Annotated in this window: 15 protein-coding genes and 2 tRNA genes; 1 reads left to right on the forward strand and 16 read right to left on the reverse strand. The window is 66.7% G+C overall.

Going from position 1 to position 15,770, the window contains the following annotated elements; translation table 11 throughout:
* Positions 1 to 5: 5 nt before the first annotated feature.
* From FBY33_RS16400 to FBY33_RS16410, 3 genes are all read right to left on the reverse strand, one after another.
* Positions 6 to 1,208: an ROK family transcriptional regulator gene (locus FBY33_RS16400; protein WP_142031466.1), complete on the reverse strand. Its 1,203-nt coding sequence runs from the start codon at positions 1,206 to 1,208 to the stop codon at positions 6 to 8.
* A 204-nt stretch (positions 1,209 to 1,412) separates the two neighbouring features.
* The gene (locus tag FBY33_RS16405) at positions 1,413 to 2,549 is read right to left on the reverse strand and encodes a class I SAM-dependent methyltransferase (RefSeq protein WP_142031467.1); all 1,137 of its coding nucleotides are present in this window, start codon (positions 2,547 to 2,549) and stop codon (positions 1,413 to 1,415) included.
* Positions 2,550 to 2,599: 50 nt separating this feature from the next.
* The gene (locus tag FBY33_RS16410) at positions 2,600 to 3,682 is read right to left on the reverse strand and encodes an FAD-dependent oxidoreductase (protein WP_142031468.1); all 1,083 of its coding nucleotides are present in this window, start codon (positions 3,680 to 3,682) and stop codon (positions 2,600 to 2,602) included.
* Positions 3,683 to 3,728: 46 nt separating this feature from the next.
* Between FBY33_RS16410 and FBY33_RS16415 the strand changes: the two genes are divergently transcribed.
* A complete protein-coding gene (locus FBY33_RS16415) occupies positions 3,729 to 5,111 on the forward strand; it encodes a class I SAM-dependent methyltransferase (RefSeq protein ID WP_142031469.1) in 1,383 nt (460 codons plus the stop codon).
* A 13-nt stretch (positions 5,112 to 5,124) separates the two neighbouring features.
* On the opposite strand, the gene mctP is transcribed toward FBY33_RS16415, so the two are convergent.
* The 13 genes from mctP to rplU all read right to left on the reverse strand — a co-directional run bounded on the left by mctP (position 5,125) and on the right by rplU (position 15,585).
* Positions 5,125 to 6,801, reverse strand: a complete 1,677-nt coding sequence (mctP, locus tag FBY33_RS16420) for a monocarboxylate uptake permease MctP (RefSeq protein ID WP_142031470.1) — start codon at positions 6,799 to 6,801, stop codon at positions 5,125 to 5,127.
* On the reverse strand, positions 6,798 to 7,175 hold the full coding sequence (locus FBY33_RS16425; protein ID WP_142031471.1) for a DUF3311 domain-containing protein: 378 nt from the start codon (positions 7,173 to 7,175) through the stop codon (positions 6,798 to 6,800). Before FBY33_RS16425 ends, mctP begins: the two co-directional genes overlap by 4 nt.
* A 228-nt stretch (positions 7,176 to 7,403) precedes the next feature.
* A tRNA-Ala gene (locus tag FBY33_RS16430) sits at positions 7,404 to 7,476 on the reverse strand.
* Between the two features lie 212 nt (positions 7,477 to 7,688).
* Positions 7,689 to 7,761 (reverse strand) — tRNA-Ala (locus tag FBY33_RS16435).
* A 128-nt stretch (positions 7,762 to 7,889) separates the two neighbouring features.
* Positions 7,890 to 8,291, reverse strand: coding sequence for a ribosome silencing factor (rsfS, locus tag FBY33_RS16440; protein WP_056336274.1), 402 nt, complete (start codon positions 8,289 to 8,291; stop codon positions 7,890 to 7,892).
* A gap of 39 nt (positions 8,292 to 8,330) precedes the next feature.
* A complete protein-coding gene (locus FBY33_RS16445; RefSeq protein WP_142031472.1) occupies positions 8,331 to 9,716 on the reverse strand; it encodes a hypothetical protein in 1,386 nt (461 codons plus the stop codon).
* A 7-nt stretch (positions 9,717 to 9,723) separates the two neighbouring features.
* A complete protein-coding gene (gene nadD / locus FBY33_RS16450) occupies positions 9,724 to 10,338 on the reverse strand; it encodes a nicotinate-nucleotide adenylyltransferase (RefSeq protein WP_200830595.1) in 615 nt (204 codons plus the stop codon).
* Positions 10,339 to 10,393: 55 nt separating this feature from the next.
* Positions 10,394 to 10,633: a hypothetical protein gene (locus tag FBY33_RS16455; protein ID WP_142031474.1), complete on the reverse strand. Its 240-nt coding sequence runs from the start codon at positions 10,631 to 10,633 to the stop codon at positions 10,394 to 10,396.
* A gap of 79 nt (positions 10,634 to 10,712) precedes the next feature.
* Positions 10,713 to 12,077: a glutamate-5-semialdehyde dehydrogenase gene (locus FBY33_RS16460; protein WP_142031475.1), complete on the reverse strand. Its 1,365-nt coding sequence runs from the start codon at positions 12,075 to 12,077 to the stop codon at positions 10,713 to 10,715.
* A 26-nt stretch (positions 12,078 to 12,103) separates the two neighbouring features.
* Entirely contained in the window at positions 12,104 to 13,240 is a 1,137-nt protein-coding gene (gene proB / locus FBY33_RS16465) for a glutamate 5-kinase (RefSeq protein WP_235010601.1), read from the reverse strand.
* A gap of 4 nt (positions 13,241 to 13,244) precedes the next feature.
* On the reverse strand, positions 13,245 to 14,834 hold the full coding sequence (obgE, locus tag FBY33_RS16470; RefSeq protein ID WP_142031477.1) for a GTPase ObgE: 1,590 nt from the start codon (positions 14,832 to 14,834) through the stop codon (positions 13,245 to 13,247).
* A gap of 118 nt (positions 14,835 to 14,952) precedes the next feature.
* Positions 14,953 to 15,216 (reverse strand): 50S ribosomal protein L27, encoded by a 264-nt coding sequence (rpmA, locus tag FBY33_RS16475; protein ID WP_009372867.1) that lies wholly within the window; start codon positions 15,214 to 15,216, stop codon positions 14,953 to 14,955.
* 60 nt (positions 15,217 to 15,276) lie between these two features.
* Positions 15,277 to 15,585, reverse strand: coding sequence for a 50S ribosomal protein L21 (rplU, locus tag FBY33_RS16480; protein WP_079596325.1), 309 nt, complete (start codon positions 15,583 to 15,585; stop codon positions 15,277 to 15,279).
* Positions 15,586 to 15,770: the final 185 nt, after the last annotated feature.

Genomic DNA, 15,770 nt, shown 5'->3' on the forward strand with positions numbered 1-15,770 from the left:
TCCGGTCAGCTTTCCAGCAGGAGCCGCTGGGCCCGGGGCGCGAGGGTATGTTCAAGGACCAGGGATGCGGCGCCGATGGCTCCGACGTCCTCCCCCACTCCCGTACCCACAACCTCGATGGGGTGGATCAGCCGGACGTCGCTGTTGGCATCCAGCAGTGGCGGAATCCGCTCCAGGTAGCGCTCCGCCAGCCCGCTCCAGAAGGGGCCGCCGAAAACGACGCGTTCCACGTCAAGGGTGTTGGTGACAACCGAGACGGCCCGGGCCACCAGGACGGCAGACTTGTCCAGGATGGCCGCGGCACGTTCGTCCCCGCCGTCGGCCAGTGCGCACAGCCGGGAGAAGCTTTGCTGGACTTCTGCACCGCTGTTTCCTGCGCGGGAACCGTCCAGGATCCCCGCTGCTTCCGCCTCCGCCACCAGGACCTGCGGGATGCAGGATGACTTCACGCAGCCGCGCAGGCCGCAGTCGCAGGGTGGCCCGTCCGGATCGACGATGATGTGGCCGATCTCCCCCGCATTGCCGGACGTGCCGCGGACCACTTCGTCGTTCAGGACGATGCCGCAGCCGATGCCTGTGCCCATGTACATGAAGATGAAGCTGCCGGCGCCGCTGGGCCCGCCCGCCCACGTTTCCGCCACCGCGGCGCTGGTGACGTCCTTGTCAACGAGCACGGAGTAGCCGGTGGCCGCGGCCAGCGCTTCGCGCAATTCCACCCTGTCCCAGCCAGGCAGCAGCGGCGGATCCACCACGGTGCCGTTGTCCAGGTCGATGGGCCCGGGGGCCGCCACGCCCAGGCCGGCGATACGGCTGCGGTCCACACCCGAATCCGCGACGAGCTGGTCGATTTCCGCGGCGATGGTGGTGATCACGGCGGACGGGTCATTTCCACCAGGGGTCTTGATCCGCGAGTGGCGAACCACCGAGCCCACCAGGTCCAGCACCACGAACGTGGTCACTGCCGGGTCCAGGTGGACACCCAGGGCGTACATGCCGCCGGGATTCAGGCGGAGAATGGTGCGCGGCTTGCCCGGGCCGCTGCCCTCCTTGCCTGCCTCGACAATCAGGTTCTGGTCCAGCAACCGGCGCGAAATATTGGAAATGGTCTGCGGGGACAGGCCAACGATCTGGGCCAGCTCCACCCGGCTCAGGCCGCCGGACGTCCGGCGGATCGCATCAAGGATGACGGTGAGGTTGAAATCCCCCATCCTGGGCAAGTTGGTTCCGCGTCTCGGAGAAGATTGGCGCATCTCAGACACTGTGTCCCCTAAACGTCTTCGGCTACCTGGTGATGGTGATGCTTTGAATCGTACGTTACCGGCGCGTCGCCGCCCATATGCTGGTCAGCGGCGCGGCGGAGCATTGTCTTCCCTCCAGGGCGCATTCCCTGGCGGGAAGACGGGCTGTTCCAGTCAGCGGGGGCTGCGGATGCTGCGGGTGACGGTGAATTTGGCGTTCCCGCCCTCCACCACCGTGGGTCCCACATGCCGTTCGAGGGCGGGCAGATAGGGCAGGTGCCGGTTGTACACCGTCCACAGCTCACCCCCGGAAGCCAGCACCCGCCCCGCCGCTTCGATCATCTTGAGGCCGGCGCCGGCATGGACGCCTGCACCAACATGGAAGGGCGGGTTGAGCAGCACCGCGTCCACGGAGCCATCAGGGAAGGTCCCCAGCGCATCGTCCTGCTGGACACTGATCCGGTCGGCCAGGCCGTTGGCGCGGGCGGTGGCAAGGGCGGACAGCACCGCGGCCGCGGACTGGTCCGTCGCCGTCACGGCCGCTGCGGGGAACTGCCGTGCGTACATCGCGGCGAGGATTCCGGTGCCGCAGCCCAGGTCGACGGCGTGCCGCGCCGCTTTCATCGCGGGCAGGAACGTCAGCAGGAAGCGGGTGCCGATATCCAGCCTGGGGCCGGCAAAAACAGCGCCGTGCGCGGCCACGTCCAGGTCCAGCTCCGCGAGGTGCTCCACAACCGGGAAACGTGGTGCCGTGGTTGGGGGTTTGGGGCCGGCGGCAAGGAGGATCCGCGATTTTTGCCGTGCGAGCTGAGGCTGCACGGACAGGAAGTACCGTTCAAGGACCGCGTTCATGCCCAGGGACATGTGTTTCACCCGGCCTCCGGCCAGCAGCCGGACATCCGGGGCGGCATGCAGGGCCACGGCGGCGGCGATTTCCTCCAGTTCCGCGAGGGTCTTGGGAAGCTGCAGCAGGATGGTGTCTGCTCCCGCCAGCAGCCCGTTCCCCAGGGGCAGCTGGACGAAGGGTGTGCCGGCGCCCAGTTCTTCCGCGTTGAGCCGCAGCGCCCTTTCCCCTGTGATCAGATCCTGGTGCACCCGCAGCGACGCCGGGGCAAGCACCGCCGAAGCGCCGAGCGTCAGGGCCCCGTAACGGTCACCGATCACGGCCACGGTACTGCCCGCCCGCCCGAGCTGCACGGCGGTCTCCAGCAGCAGCCGGTCGGTGGCGTCCCAGGCCTGCAGATTCGGGCCTTCGACATCGGGCCGGCGGCGCAGGACCTGGAAAATGTCCGCCAACGTGTCTGCTGCCACCGGTGTCCTGCCGCCTTCTGTTGCCCTTGCCCGCCCCGGCTCCCGGCGCGTCACCCCCACGTTACCGTTTCCGCCGCCGTCGCCATTCCAGGCAGTTTCAGGATGGCCGCCACGGCTGCGCGGCCTGCACGGTTGGCACCAATAGTGGACGACGACGGCCCGTAACCCACCAGGTGGACGCGCGGCTCGGCAGCCACTTGGGTTCCGTCCATGGCTATTCCGCCGCCGGGCCCCCGCAGGTGCAGCGGGGCGAGGTGTTCCAGTTCCGCCCTGAAGCCCGTGGCCCAGAGGATGACGTCCGCCTTGAGCAGGCTTCCGTCGGCCCGGCGGACCCCTTCCGGTTCGATGGACGTGAACATCGGTTGCCGGTCCAGGGCACCCCGTTCCCTGGCCTCGCGCAGGGCAGGTGTCCAGATAAGGCCTGTCACAGAAACGACGCTTTCCGGTGGAAGTCCCTTTCGGACGCGGTCCTCCACGAGCGCCACGGCATCGTGGCCGGCTTTGGTATCGAACGGAGCGTCGCGCCACACGGGTTCCCTACGGGTGAACCAGCTCGTGGTGGTGACGCGGGAAATCTCCTCCAGCAGGCCGACCGCGGAAATGCCGCCGCCCACCACGATCACGTGCTTGCCGCGGAACTCTTCCGCCGAGACGTAGTCGGCAACGTGGAGCTGCCTGCCCCGGAAGGAGGACTGGCCCGGGTAGATGGGCCAGAACGGGCGGGTCCAGGTGCCTGTGGCGTTGATGACTGCCCTGGCGCTCCAGTCCCCGTCCGTGGTTTCCACCCGCAATCGCCCGGCCGGGTTGTCATCTTCACGCCTGACAGCCCGCACCTTCACGGGCCGGTGAACGGACAACCCCAGCTCGGCCTCGTAGCCTCCGAAGTAGCGGGTGAGGAACTCCGAGCTTGGTTCCGCCGGGTCCACCTCAGGCTTGGCGATGCCTGGCAAATCGCTGATCCCGTTGATAGTGGACATCCGCAGGCTCCGCCAGCGGTGCCGCCACGCCCCGCCCGGACCCTCCTCGGCGTCGAGCACGGCATAGTCAAGGCCCCGGCGCTGGAGGTGGTACGCGGCGGACAGGCCCGCCTGGCCTGCCCCGATGACCACCACGTCGGTTGGCTGAGGAATCACCTGCCCATGATAGTCGCGGAGGGCAGCGCGGCCTTAAGGTGGGCGCATGGACACTGGAGCAGCCGCACAAACCGGAACCGGAAGCACTGGGCATGCCGCCCGGCTGGAAAAAGCCTTGGGGGTGGTCCTGGGGACCGGGCAGATACCCCTGCGCCTGCGTGCGTGGGATGGTTCGGAAGCCGGCCCGCCTGACGCGCCGGTCCTGGAGTTCAAATCCCGACGGGCCCTGCGGCGCATCCTTTGGTCGCCCGGGCAGCTGGGGCTGAGCCGTGCTTACGTGGCGGGTGAAATCGACACACCCGGCGACATCTTCGCGGCGTTCACGGCGTTGAGCTCGGCGGGCAAGTTCGCCGAGCCCGGACCTTTCCGCCCGCTCTCCGCCGGCGAGCTCTGGCTGCTGCTGCGCACCGCTGTCCGCCTCGGTGCCGTCGGGCCCAACCCGGCACCGCCCCCGGAGGAGGCACGCATCGCCAAGAAAGGAAGGATGCACTCCCGGCGCCGGGACTCGGCTGCCATCTCCCATCATTACGACGTCGGCAACGACTTCTACGCCCTGGTGCTGGGACCATCGATGGTCTATTCCTGCGCAGTATGGCCGGACGACGGCGCCGCTGCGGCAGCGCCGTCCGGGGGCGGCACGGATGCTGGCCTGGATGCGGGCCCCTCCGCGGGGCCGGCGGCCGGCCTGGATGGTGCGCAGGAGGCCAAGCTGGACCTGGTCTGCCGCAAACTGGGCCTTCAGCCGGGGATGCGAGTCCTGGATGTGGGATGCGGCTGGGGCAGCTTCGCCCTTCACGCTGCAGCCAGGTACGGGGTCAGCGTGGTGGGAGTGACGCTCTCCACCGAGCAGGCAGGCCTGGCCCGGAAACGTGCAGCGGAGGCCGGCCTGACGGACAGGGTGGACATCCGGGTGCAGGATTACCGGGACGTACGGGACGGGCCCTTCGACGCCATCAGTTCCATCGGAATGTCCGAACACGTGGGGCGGGCGCAGACGCCCGCCTACGCGGAGGCCCTTTATGGGCTGCTCCGGCCCGGCGGCCGGCTGCTGAACCATGCCATTTCCTGGAATGCGGTCCCCACAAGCCCGGACCCGGACTCCTTCATCCCCCGGTACGTTTTTCCCGATGGCGAAATGATCAGCCTGGGCGAGATGGTGGCCGCCCTGGAATCGGCACGGTTCGAAGTCCTGGACGTGGAGGCTCTGCGCCGCCATTACGCCCTGACGCTCCGGGCGTGGGTAAGCCGGCTTGAGCGGAACTGGGACGAGGCGGTAAAGCTGGCCGGTGCGGGACGGGCCCGTGTCTGGCGGCTCTACATGGCCAGCAGTGCCATTGGGTTCGAAACCGGGCTCACCGGAGTCAACCAGGTCCTGGTGCGCCGCCCGGGCGGGGAGGAACCGCCGCTGCGGCGCACCGCCTGGATGTGAGGCTGCCCCGCCCTTAGGCCACCGGGGAAGGACCCCCAGGCTGGGTGAAGTGCTGGGTCTTCTCGATCTGCACCACCTTTGGGTCCGTTTCGTCGGCGGCGTAGTCCGTGGGACGGGTAAGGTCCTTGCCCGTGCGGACCTTCAGGGCCCGCAGCACGAGGGTCAGGACGGCGGCGACAATGAGGTTCAGGGCGAATGCCGAGACCGCAATGTAGACGCTGAAATCCGTCCCGGGGATGGGGGCCACGGAGCCGCCGAAGTGCGCCTTCGTGACGGGGTTGATGACGTTGTAGGCGGAGACGGTTCCGAAGATGATGCCCACAGCCCAGCCGATGAGCAGCGCCCACCGGTCGAACCACCGGGTGTAAAGGCCTGCCACCACGGCCGGGAAGGTCTGCAGGATCCAGATGCCGCCCAGCAGCTGCATGTTGATGGCCGCTGACTGGTCCATGGCGATCACGAAGACCAGTGCGCCCACCTTCACCACCAGCGAGACGATCTTTGACACCTTCGCCTCTGTCCTGGGATCGACGTCGGGGCGGATGAAGTCGCGGTAGATGTTGCGGGTGAACATGTTCGCCGCCGCAATGGACATGATGGCCGCGGGTACCAGTGCCCCGATGGCGATGGCAGCCAGCGCTATTCCCGCGAACCAGGCGGGGAAGTGGTCAAGGAACAGCTGCGGAACCACCAGCTGCGGGTTGACCGACCCGTCCAGGTCGATGGGCTTGGTGCCCGCCTTGATGGCCACGAAGCCCAGCAGCGCCAGGAAACCAAGCATCAGCGAGTACAGCGGCAGGATGGCGGCGTTGCGGCGGATGGTATTGCGGGCCTTTGACGCCAGCACCGCCGTCACTGAGTGCGGATACATGAACAGCGCCATGGCCGAACCCAACGCCAGCGACCAGTAGGCCGAGTAATTGGCAGCCCCCGGGATGAACACCCCGGCGGGCTTGCCCGTGGCCTGGTTCACCGTCCCCAGCTTGGCCTGCGCAGAGCTGAAGATGGTGTCCCAGCCGCCGAACTTGATGGGCAGGTAGATCACGGCGACGATGACGGCAAGGTAGATCAAAAGGTCCTTGACGACGGCGATCATCGCCGGCGCCCGCAGCCCCGACGTGTAGGTGTACGCGGCGAGGACCACGAAAGCCAGGATCAGCGGCAGGTCCGTCAACAGCACGTTCTCCGAGCTCCCCAGCCCCAGAACCGTGAGTACGGCCTTGATGCCCACCAGCTGCAGCGCGATGTAGGGCATGGTGGCCACGATGCCCGTGACGGCGACCGCCAGCGAGAGCCAGCGGCTCCCGTAGCGTCCGCCCACGAAATCCGCCGAGGTGACGTAGCCGTGCCGGTGGGACACCGACCACAGGCGGCTCATGATGATGAAGATGATCGGGTAAAGGACGATGGTGTAAGGCACGGCAAAGAAGCCGCTGACCGCACCCGTAGCCCACATTGCCGCCGGAACTGCAACAAACGTGTACGCCGTGTAAAGGTCCCCGCCCAGCAGGAACCAGGTGATCCAGGTACCGAATCCGCGGCCGCCCAGGCCCCACTCGTCCAGGCTGTGCAGTCCTTCCACCTCTTCGCTGCGGCGCCATTTCGCGGCCAGGAAACCCATGACGGCCACGACGACAAATAGCACCACGACAATGACAAAGGCAGTCCAGTTGATCTCGCGTCCGTTCATGGCCGGTCCCCTCCCAGCCCGGCATCGGCGGAGCCGGCGCCTGTGCGGGGCGGGCCGCCGGCACGAACCTCTGCCCGCCGTCGTCGGTCTTCCCTGGTCACCAGCCAATACGCCGAGCCGGTCAGGATCGCCGAAATAGGCACCCAGAGCAGTTGGTACCAGTAGAAGAAGGGCATCCCGGCGAGCCTGGGCGCGTCAAAGGAGTAAAGCTGCGGCATGAGCGGGAAGAGGATGGCGGCGCCGAGCAGGACGGCGGCGCCGATATACGGAGCGGGCCTTGCCGGGCCGCGGATGGCGGTATCGCGGGTCAGGCGCGATTCCTCCGGAACTGCGTCGCCGTTCGGGCTGTAGCCGGAACCATCTGAATGGGACATCTGTGACCTCCTCGTCAGCCTGTCCCGCGTCCGGCGCCTTGTGGGTGAAAAAGGCCTGGCGGCGGGACGATGTGCCCTCCACCTCCAGTTGTACCCCGCTTTGACCTGCGCGGGAAGGGGTTTTCACCGTGACGGGGGCTTATCCCGGCGGGAGAAAAAGAGGGGCCACGCAGACGAATAAAAAAGGGAACCATCACATATGTGATGGTTCCCTTTTCGATGTACCGGTGGAGCTGAGGGGACTCGAACCCCTGACCCCCTGCATGCCATGCAGGTGCGCTACCAGCTGCGCCACAGCCCCCTACTTTTGTTCCTTCCGGTCTGATTAGCCGGAGCAACCTGACCAGAGTAGTGCACTTTTCCGCTGGACGCCAATCGGCCACCGCGGGCCCCGGAACCGGCTTTCCCACCGCCTTGTCCTGCCATTCAACACAGCAGCCAACGGGAGGCATCGGGAACAGCCGGAAACGAAAAAGTCCGCCGGAACCATGATGGTTCCGGCGGACTGGCCGGTGGAGCTGAGGGGACTCGAACCCCTGACCCCCTGCATGCCATGCAGGTGCGCTACCAGCTGCGCCACAGCCCCGGATTGTTGCTGCTCCGAGAAGCTTTCTTCAGGGTCTCCCCCGAAGCAACTCAAATATCTTAGAACAGCAATTCCGAAAATTCCAAATCGGGAATATTCACTTTCTGCACACCGTCAGGTTGCGGCGCCTACTCGGTGTCGGCGATTGCTCCGGCTTTGGCGGATGCGTCGTCGCCAAGCTGCAGATCCACCACGGGGCAGTCCTTCCAGAGCCGCTCCAGGGCGTAGAACACGCGGTCCTCCTCATGCTGGACGTGGATGACAACGTCGGCGTAATCCAGCAGGACCCACCGGCCGCCGGAGCGGCCCTCGCGCCGCACCGGACGCAGGTCCTGTTTGGCGAGTTCTTCCTCAATACCGTCGACGATGGCGTTGACCTGGCGTTCGCTGGGCGCGGACGCGATCAGGAAGACGTCGGCCAGGGCCAGTCGTTCGCTCACGTCCATGGCGACGATGTCCTGCGCGATCTTGTCGGCGGCCGCTTTGGCGGCCGTGCGGGCTATGGCGATGGACGATTCTGTTGCAGTCACGGGACTCCTTGTTTGGTTAAGTGTTAGTGCCGGTGCGGGTCAGCGGGACATGCCGCTGACGATCAGGATGATGCCGGCAACGAGGGCCAGGATCCCGAACGCGAGGATGCAGAACTGGAGGATCCGGTTCCGCCGGGCCCTTGTGAGGCCGGCAGTCGCGGCATCCAGGGGGTCGAGGCCATAAGCGGAGCGGGCAGGAACGCGGGGAAGGTCCTCGAAGAGATCCTCCGGTTGGTTCTCTGCGTGGTTTTCCGGAATGGATACCCGTTTGGGACGGCTGGCTGCTTTTGCCGCCGCCTCAGCACGGGCAATCACTTGGGACCGGCCTGCGGCCGAATCAGGCGCGGGCGCCTTGGGACGGGAAGCCGGTTTCCGTTTACCCGGAACCTTGCTGCCGGGCCTGGTGGTGACCGGGACATGCGAGGTTGCCGGCGGCTTCATCACCGGACGTTCGACGCCGGGCACCTGGACGAACTCAAGCGGTGTCACCATCGCCAGGTTGCTGGCGGTGGAGGGGCCGGGTTTGTCCTTTGGCGCGGCATCCTTGGGCCCTGCCTCCTTGGGAACGGCATCCTTAGGAGACGCATCTCTGACCGGTCCTGCAGGGTTGCCGGCCTGTTCGGCAAGTTTCTGCCGGGCCATGGCCCTGCGGTTGAGCACCGCGGCCCGTTCGGCCAGGGCAATCTGCTCAGCGAGGATCTCTGGATCCACGGCTTCCGGATCCATGGAGGCAATGTGCTCCATTTTGGCGATCTGGTTCCTGGCCTGGGCCGCAATCAGCGCGCGCGCTTCCAGGGCCTGTTCCACCGTCATCCCTTCCGGGACGCTTCCGGAAGCCGGTGCCTGACTGTCAGCGGCGGCTGTAGCGTCCGACGCCGCGGGGCCGTCGGTCTTTGCTGGGCCGCCAGGCTTTTCGGGGCCGTCGGTCTTTGCTGGGCCGCCAGTTTTTCCCGGGCTGGCTGTCTTTGGCGGTGCAGCGGCATTCCGCGCGGGCGTCACCGCAGGTGCCGGGGCGGCAGGGGGCGGCACTATGGGGTTGGCGGCGGTCAGCGCTTGCTCTTTGAGTTGCTGCAGCCGCAACTGTCGCCGGGTGGGCGGACCGCCAGCAGCAAGCTGGCCTTCCTTTTCCTCGAGCTCCTTGATGGTGCGGAGCGCGGCCCGATCGCGGGCCCGGATCTGGGAGGAACGCTGGGTGGCGCTCTGTTCTGCGGCAGCCTGGCCTGCTGCGGAGGGCCGTACGGGCGAGGCGGTGCCTGCGGAGCGGAAGTTGGCCGTCGCATCCTGCCCTGCCGGCGCTGATGCGGGACCGGCCGGCCGGTCCGCGGCAGGCGGGCGCTGCCCAGCGGCGGGCAGGGTGGCCTGCTGGGCATCCCTGGCCTTCCGGAGTTCCCGGCGGCTGCGGATTGGGGGCTGTTCCTGACTCATTGTGAACTCATTCAGTACTGGCTGGTTCGCGTGCTTTGGAAGCTGGTTCATCCGTGGTTGCGGGCGGGTCCGAATACAGGCCGTACTTGGCGATGTACTGGACCACCCCGTCCGGGACCAGGTACCAGACCGGGTTGTTCGCCGCCACGCGGGCACGGCAGTCGCTGGACGAAATGGCCATGGCCGGAACTTCCAGGAGGCTGACGTCGTCGCGTCCCATGCCGTCAAGGACGTGTCCGGGTCGCGTCACGCCCACGAAGTGGGCCAGCGACCACAGTTCGTCGATGTCCTTCCAGGACAAAATCTGGGCCAGGGCGTCCGCGCCGGTGATGAAGAAAAGGTCGGCGTCGGGGCGCTGGGCCCGGAGGTCGCGGAGGGTGTCGATGGTGTAGGTGGGACCCGGACGGTCAACGTCCACACGGCTGACGGTGAAGCGCGGATTGGACGCCGTGGCGATGACGGTCATCAGGTAGCGGTGCTCGGGCTCGCTGACCTGTTTATGGGACTTCTGCCATGGCTGCCCGGTGGGAACGAAGACCACCTCGTCGAGGTCGAATTCCGCCGCGACTTCGCTGGCTGCGACAAGGTGGCCGTGGTGGATGGGATCGAATGTTCCGCCCATCACGCCCAGCCGCAGCCTCCCCCGGGCACCATTGCGGCGCAGGTTGTGGGAAATCTTAGTGGCCCTGCCCGCGATCGTGCTTATTGGGGTGCTGGCGGTGCGGGTCCGCGTGCTCGTCCGTGGCGGCGTGCCGGTTGCCCAGGTTGTTGTAGGACCAGGCGATGAACATCAGCACCAGCAGGATGGCGAACATGGATACGCCAAAGACCCAAGGCTCGGCCCACAGCGGGGCAAGCTCCTCATGGCCTTCTTCGCCTGCGGCGGCGACGGACGTGGCAATCTGCTGGAGCAGCATTTTCTCCCCTATGTTCAAGGATTTACGGGCAACGGAACCTTCCGCTGCTTTCCGGGTTCTGGTCTATGTTACCGCGTTGCTACCCGCGGACCTGGCCTTCGCCCTGGACGATCCACTTGGTGGTGGTGAGCTCGGTCAGGCCCATGGGGCCGCGGGCGTGCAGCTTCTGGGTGGAAATGCCCACCTCGGCACCAAGGCCGAGTTCCCCGCCGTCGGTAAACCGCGTGGAAGCGTTGACGATCACCGCCGCGGAATCCACCTCCGCGATGAACCGTTCGGCGTTGGCAAGGCTGTTGGTGAGGATGGCTTCGGTGTGCCCGGTGGACCAGGCACGGATGTGCTCGACGGCTTCGTCGAGGGTGTCCACCATGGCCACGGCGAGGTCCAGGTCCATGTATTCGGTTCCCCAGTCCACATCCGTGGCCGGCTGGGTCTCGATCCCGGGCAGTGCGGCGCTGATGCGTTCGTCGACGTGCAGGCGGACGCCGGCGGCGCGCAGGGCGGCGGCGACGGAGGGCAGGACGGTAGAGCCCGAGTGGACCAGCAGTGTCTCCACCGTGTTGCAGACACTGGGGCGCTGGGTTTTGGCGTTGAGCAGGATCTCCACGGCCATGTTTTCGTCAGCGGACTCGTCGATGAAGATGTGGACGTTCCCCTCCCCCGTCTCGATGACGGGCACCGCGGAGTTGGTGACCACGGTCTGGATCAGGTCCCGGCCGCCGCGGGGAATCAGCACGTCCACCCGGCCCCGGGCCTTCATCAGCACGTTGGCTCCGGCGCGGCCGAACTGGTCCACGGTCTGGACGGCATCAGCGGGCAGGCCAACGGATTCGAGCGCCTCGCGCAGCACCCGCACCAGGACCTGGTTGGTGGCCTCGGCGGCACTGCCGCCGCGCAGGATGACGGCGTTGCCGCTCTTGAGCGCCAGCCCCGCGATGTCCACCGTGACGTTGGGCCTTGCCTCGTAGATGGCTGCCACCACGCCCATGGGCACGTTGACCTGGCGGAGGCGGAGCCCGTTGGGAAGGGTCTGGCCGCGGACTACGTTGCCCACAGGATCCGGGAGGTTGGCCAGGTTTTCAAGGGCGGCCACCAGCCCGGAAATGCGTGTTTCGGTAAGCGTGAGGCGGTCCAGGAGCGCCTTGGATGTGCCGTTGGCCTTGCCCTTGTCCACGTCCATGGCGTTGGCCGTGAGGATGGCCGGGGCACTCTCCTGCAGGGCGGCCCCGACGGCGCGGAGGGCACGGTCCTTCCAGGCCCGGTTGGCGGTGGCCATCCGGCGGGCGGCGTGGCGGGACCGGTCAGCGATGGCGTGGACTGCCGCTTCAACTTCTGCAGCGGAAAGCGGCGCCCCAGCTGATCCCGGTTCTGCCGCGGGACCCGGCTGCGCCTGCGCAGCAGTGGTTCCGGTGGTTTCAGCAGTATGGGTCAGGGCTTCAGTCATGATCCAAGTTTAGGCGAGGCCTGGACTCAGACCAGCACCAGGTCGTCAACATGAACAACTTCGCGGTCATAGCCGCTTCCCATTTCCTCGCCCAGCTCCCGGGTGGAACGCCCCAGCATGCGGGGCAGCTCCTCCGACGAGTAGTTCACCAGGCCGCGGGCCACAACGGTGCCGTCGGCCCCCGCCAGCTCCACGGCGTCGCCCGCTTCAAAGTCCCCCTGCACGGCAGAAATACCCGCCGGCAGCAGGGAGGTGCGGTGATGCCGTACGGCGCGCACCGCCCCTTCGTCCAGGACAAGGCGGCCCTGCACCGAGGCAACGTGGGCCAGCCACAGGAGCCGGACCGGCTTGCGGGAACCGTTGACGGAGAACCACGTTCCGACGTCCTCGCCGTTCAGGGCCGCGGCGGCGTTGGACGTGGAGGTCACCAGGGCATGGATCCCCGAACCGGCCGCCATGCTGGCAGCTTCCACTTTGGTCATCATTCCGCCGGTGCCCACGCCGGCCTTGCCCGCTTTGCCGATGGAAACCCCTTCAAGGTCGTGCGCGCCGGTGACCAGGGGGATGCGCCTGGCACCCTGGGCGGGGGGCCCGTCATACAGGGAGTCGACGTCGGACAGCAGCACCAGTGCATCGGCGCGCACCAGGTGCGCCACCAGTGCCGCAAGCCGGTCGTTGTCACCAAAACGGATTTCGTGGGTGGCCACGGTGTCGTTCTCGTTAACGACGGGGACCACGCCCAGGTTCAGCAGGCGGTCCATGGCGCGGAGGGCGTTCGTGTGCTGGCTGCGGCGCATCAAGTCCTCGGCCGTGAGCAGGACCTGGCTGACGGTGACGCCGTGCGCACCGAAGGCCTGCGTGTACCGGGCCATCAGCAGCCCCTGGCCCACGCTGGCTGCCGCCTGCTGGGTGGCGAGGTCGCGGGGCCGCTTGGCGAGTCCCAGCGGGGCCAGTCCGGCGGCGATGGCGCCCGAGGACACCAGGATGATCTCGGCGCCCGCATTGCGTTTGGCCGCCAGCGCGTCTGCCAGGGCGGTCAGGGACTCCTCCGAAATGCCGCCCTTGATGCTCGTCAGCGAGGAGGACCCCACCTTTACGACGATCCGGCGGGCACCCGCCAGCGCGCTCCTGTCGGAGGCGCGCCCAGCAGGCTCCACAGTCATGCCCCTAGAGGTCATCGTCCGCTTCCAGTCCGCGCTCCTTCAGGGGCTGCACGGCGCGGCGGCCGCTGACGGATTCGGTCCAGATACCGGCTTTCCGCTCCGCCTCAAGTTCGGCGCGGGCGGCGGCCTTTGCATCCCGGCGCTCCTGCTGCTCCTCGCGCTTCTGGGTGCGGGTGGGGCGGTCACCAATATCGGCGAACCGCACGTCGGTGCCGCGCGGCGACGCCAGGAGTTCAGCGCCTGCCATCATGGTGGGCTCCCAGTCGAACACGACGCCGTCGTCCCCGCCGATGACCACTGTGTCGCCGGGCTTGGCGCCCTGCTTGAAGAGTTCGGTCTCCACGCCGAGCTTGGCGAGCCGGTCCGCGAGGTAGCCGATGGCTTCCTCGTTGGTGAAATCCGTCTGCTTGACCCAGCGCTCCGGCTTTTCGCCCATGACGCGGAACAGCGGCTCCAGGTTCTTTTCCTCGCGGCGGATCTTGAAGCCGGCTTCATTGACGGCGCGTGGGCGCAGTACCGCAGGCTGGACCTTGGGCGGGGCGGCAGCGACGGCGTCGCGGGCTGCCTTGACGATCTCTGCCATGGCGAAGCCCAGCTGGCGCAGGCCCTCATGGCTGGTGGCGGACACTTCGAAGACGCGGTAGCCGCGCGATTCGAGTTCCGGGCGCACGAATTCGGCCATGTCCTTGCCGTCGGGCAGGTCCACCTTGTTCAAAGCCACCAGGCGGGGACGGTGGTTCAGCGGAACCACGTCGCCGTCCTGCCCGGCATAGCTCATATCGACGGCGTACTTTTCCAGTTCACCCTCGATGATGGCCAGGTCCGAGAGCGGGTCGCGGTCCGACTCCAGCGTGCCGCAGTCAAGCACGTGGACCAGCGCGGCACAGCGTTCGACGTGGCGCAGGAAGTTGTGGCCCAGGCCCTTGCCCTCACTGGCGCCCTCGATGAGGCCCGGGACGTCGGCGATGGTAAAGCGGACATCCCCGGCCTGGACGACGCCCAGGTTGGGGATCAGCGTGGTGAACGGGTAGTCAGCGATCTTGGGCCGGGCGGCGGACATCGCAGCGATGAGGCTGGACTTGCCGGCGGACGGGAAGCCCACCAGCGCGATGTCGGCGATTGACTTGAGTTCCAGCACGATATCGCTGGATTCGCCTTCGATACCGAGCAGGGCGAAGCCGGGAGCGCGCCGTTTCTGCGATGAAAGAGCAGCGTTGCCCAGGCCTCCGATTCCGCCGGCGGCTGCCACGTACTCCGCGCCTTCACCGACAAGGTCCGCCAGCACGGTGCCGTCCTTGGACTTGACCACGGTGCCGTCCGGGACGGGGAGGATGAGGGTCTCGCCGTTCTTGCCGCCGCGCCAGTCGCCCATGCCCGGCCCGCCGTTGGTGGCGTGGCGGTGGGGCGCGTGGTGGTAGTCAAGGAGCGTGGTGGTCTGGTGGTCCACGCGAAGGATCACGTCGCCGCCGTTGCCGCCGTCACCGCCGTCGGGACCGCCCAGGGGCTTGAACTTCTCACGGTGGACGGAGACGCACCCGTTGCCGCCGTTACCGCCGGATACGTGCAGTACTACCCGGTCTACAAAGCTGGCCACGTGGATCTCCTCAGAAGCTGTATACCTGGCGCCCCCGGGACGCCACATCGATTGTAATGCGGTTAAAAGAACAGTGGAGCGGACCCTCAGGCCCGCTCCACCGCTTCAGAACTGGTTGTTACTCTGCAGCTGCAGCAGCAACGATGTTGACCACGCGACGACCGCGGCGGGTGCCGAATTCAACGGCGCCCGGGGTCAGTGCGAACAAGGTGTCGTCGCCGCCACGGCCAACGCCGGCGCCCGGGTGGAAGTGGGTGCCGCGCTGGCGGACGATGATCTCGCCTGCGGAAACTACCTGGCCGCCGAAGCGCTTGACGCCGAGGTACTGAGCGTTGGAATCACGACCGTTGCGAGTGGAGCTCGCGCCCTTTTTATGTGCCATCTGAAATGCCTGCCTCTAAATTCTGGGGAATCTGCTGAAAAACCTGAACAGTAACGAAGGTTACTGGATACCGGTGATCTTGACCTTGGTCAGTTCCTGGCGGTGACCCTGGCGCTTCTTGTAACCGGTCTTGTTCTTGAACTTCTGGATGACAATCTTAGGACCACGCAGGTCCTGGAGGATTTCAGCCGTAACAGTTACCTTGGCCAGGTCGGCGGCGGCGGAGGTGACCTTGTCACCGTCAACCAGGAGCAGTGCGGGCAGCTCAATGGTGCTGCCGGCTCCACCGGCGACGCGGTTCAGGGTAACGAAGTCTCCGACGGAAACCTTCTCTTGGCGGCCGCCTGCGCGGACAATCGCGTACACCACTTGGGAACTCACTTCTCTCGACGTTTATAACTAAATTTGCGTGCGGAACCGACTATCAAAAGCCTGGTTTCTCGCTGTGCCTCAACGCCGTGGGGTCATAACCCAAGTGTTGGCGTAAGCACCGAAGATCTAGATTACGCTAATTTTGTCTCCGGCCGCAAATGAGGCTGGTTCCCGGCGGGTTG

This window comes from Arthrobacter sp. SLBN-112 (genome assembly GCF_006715225.1).
In the GTDB taxonomy this organism is placed as follows: Bacteria; Actinomycetota; Actinomycetes; order Actinomycetales; family Micrococcaceae; genus Arthrobacter.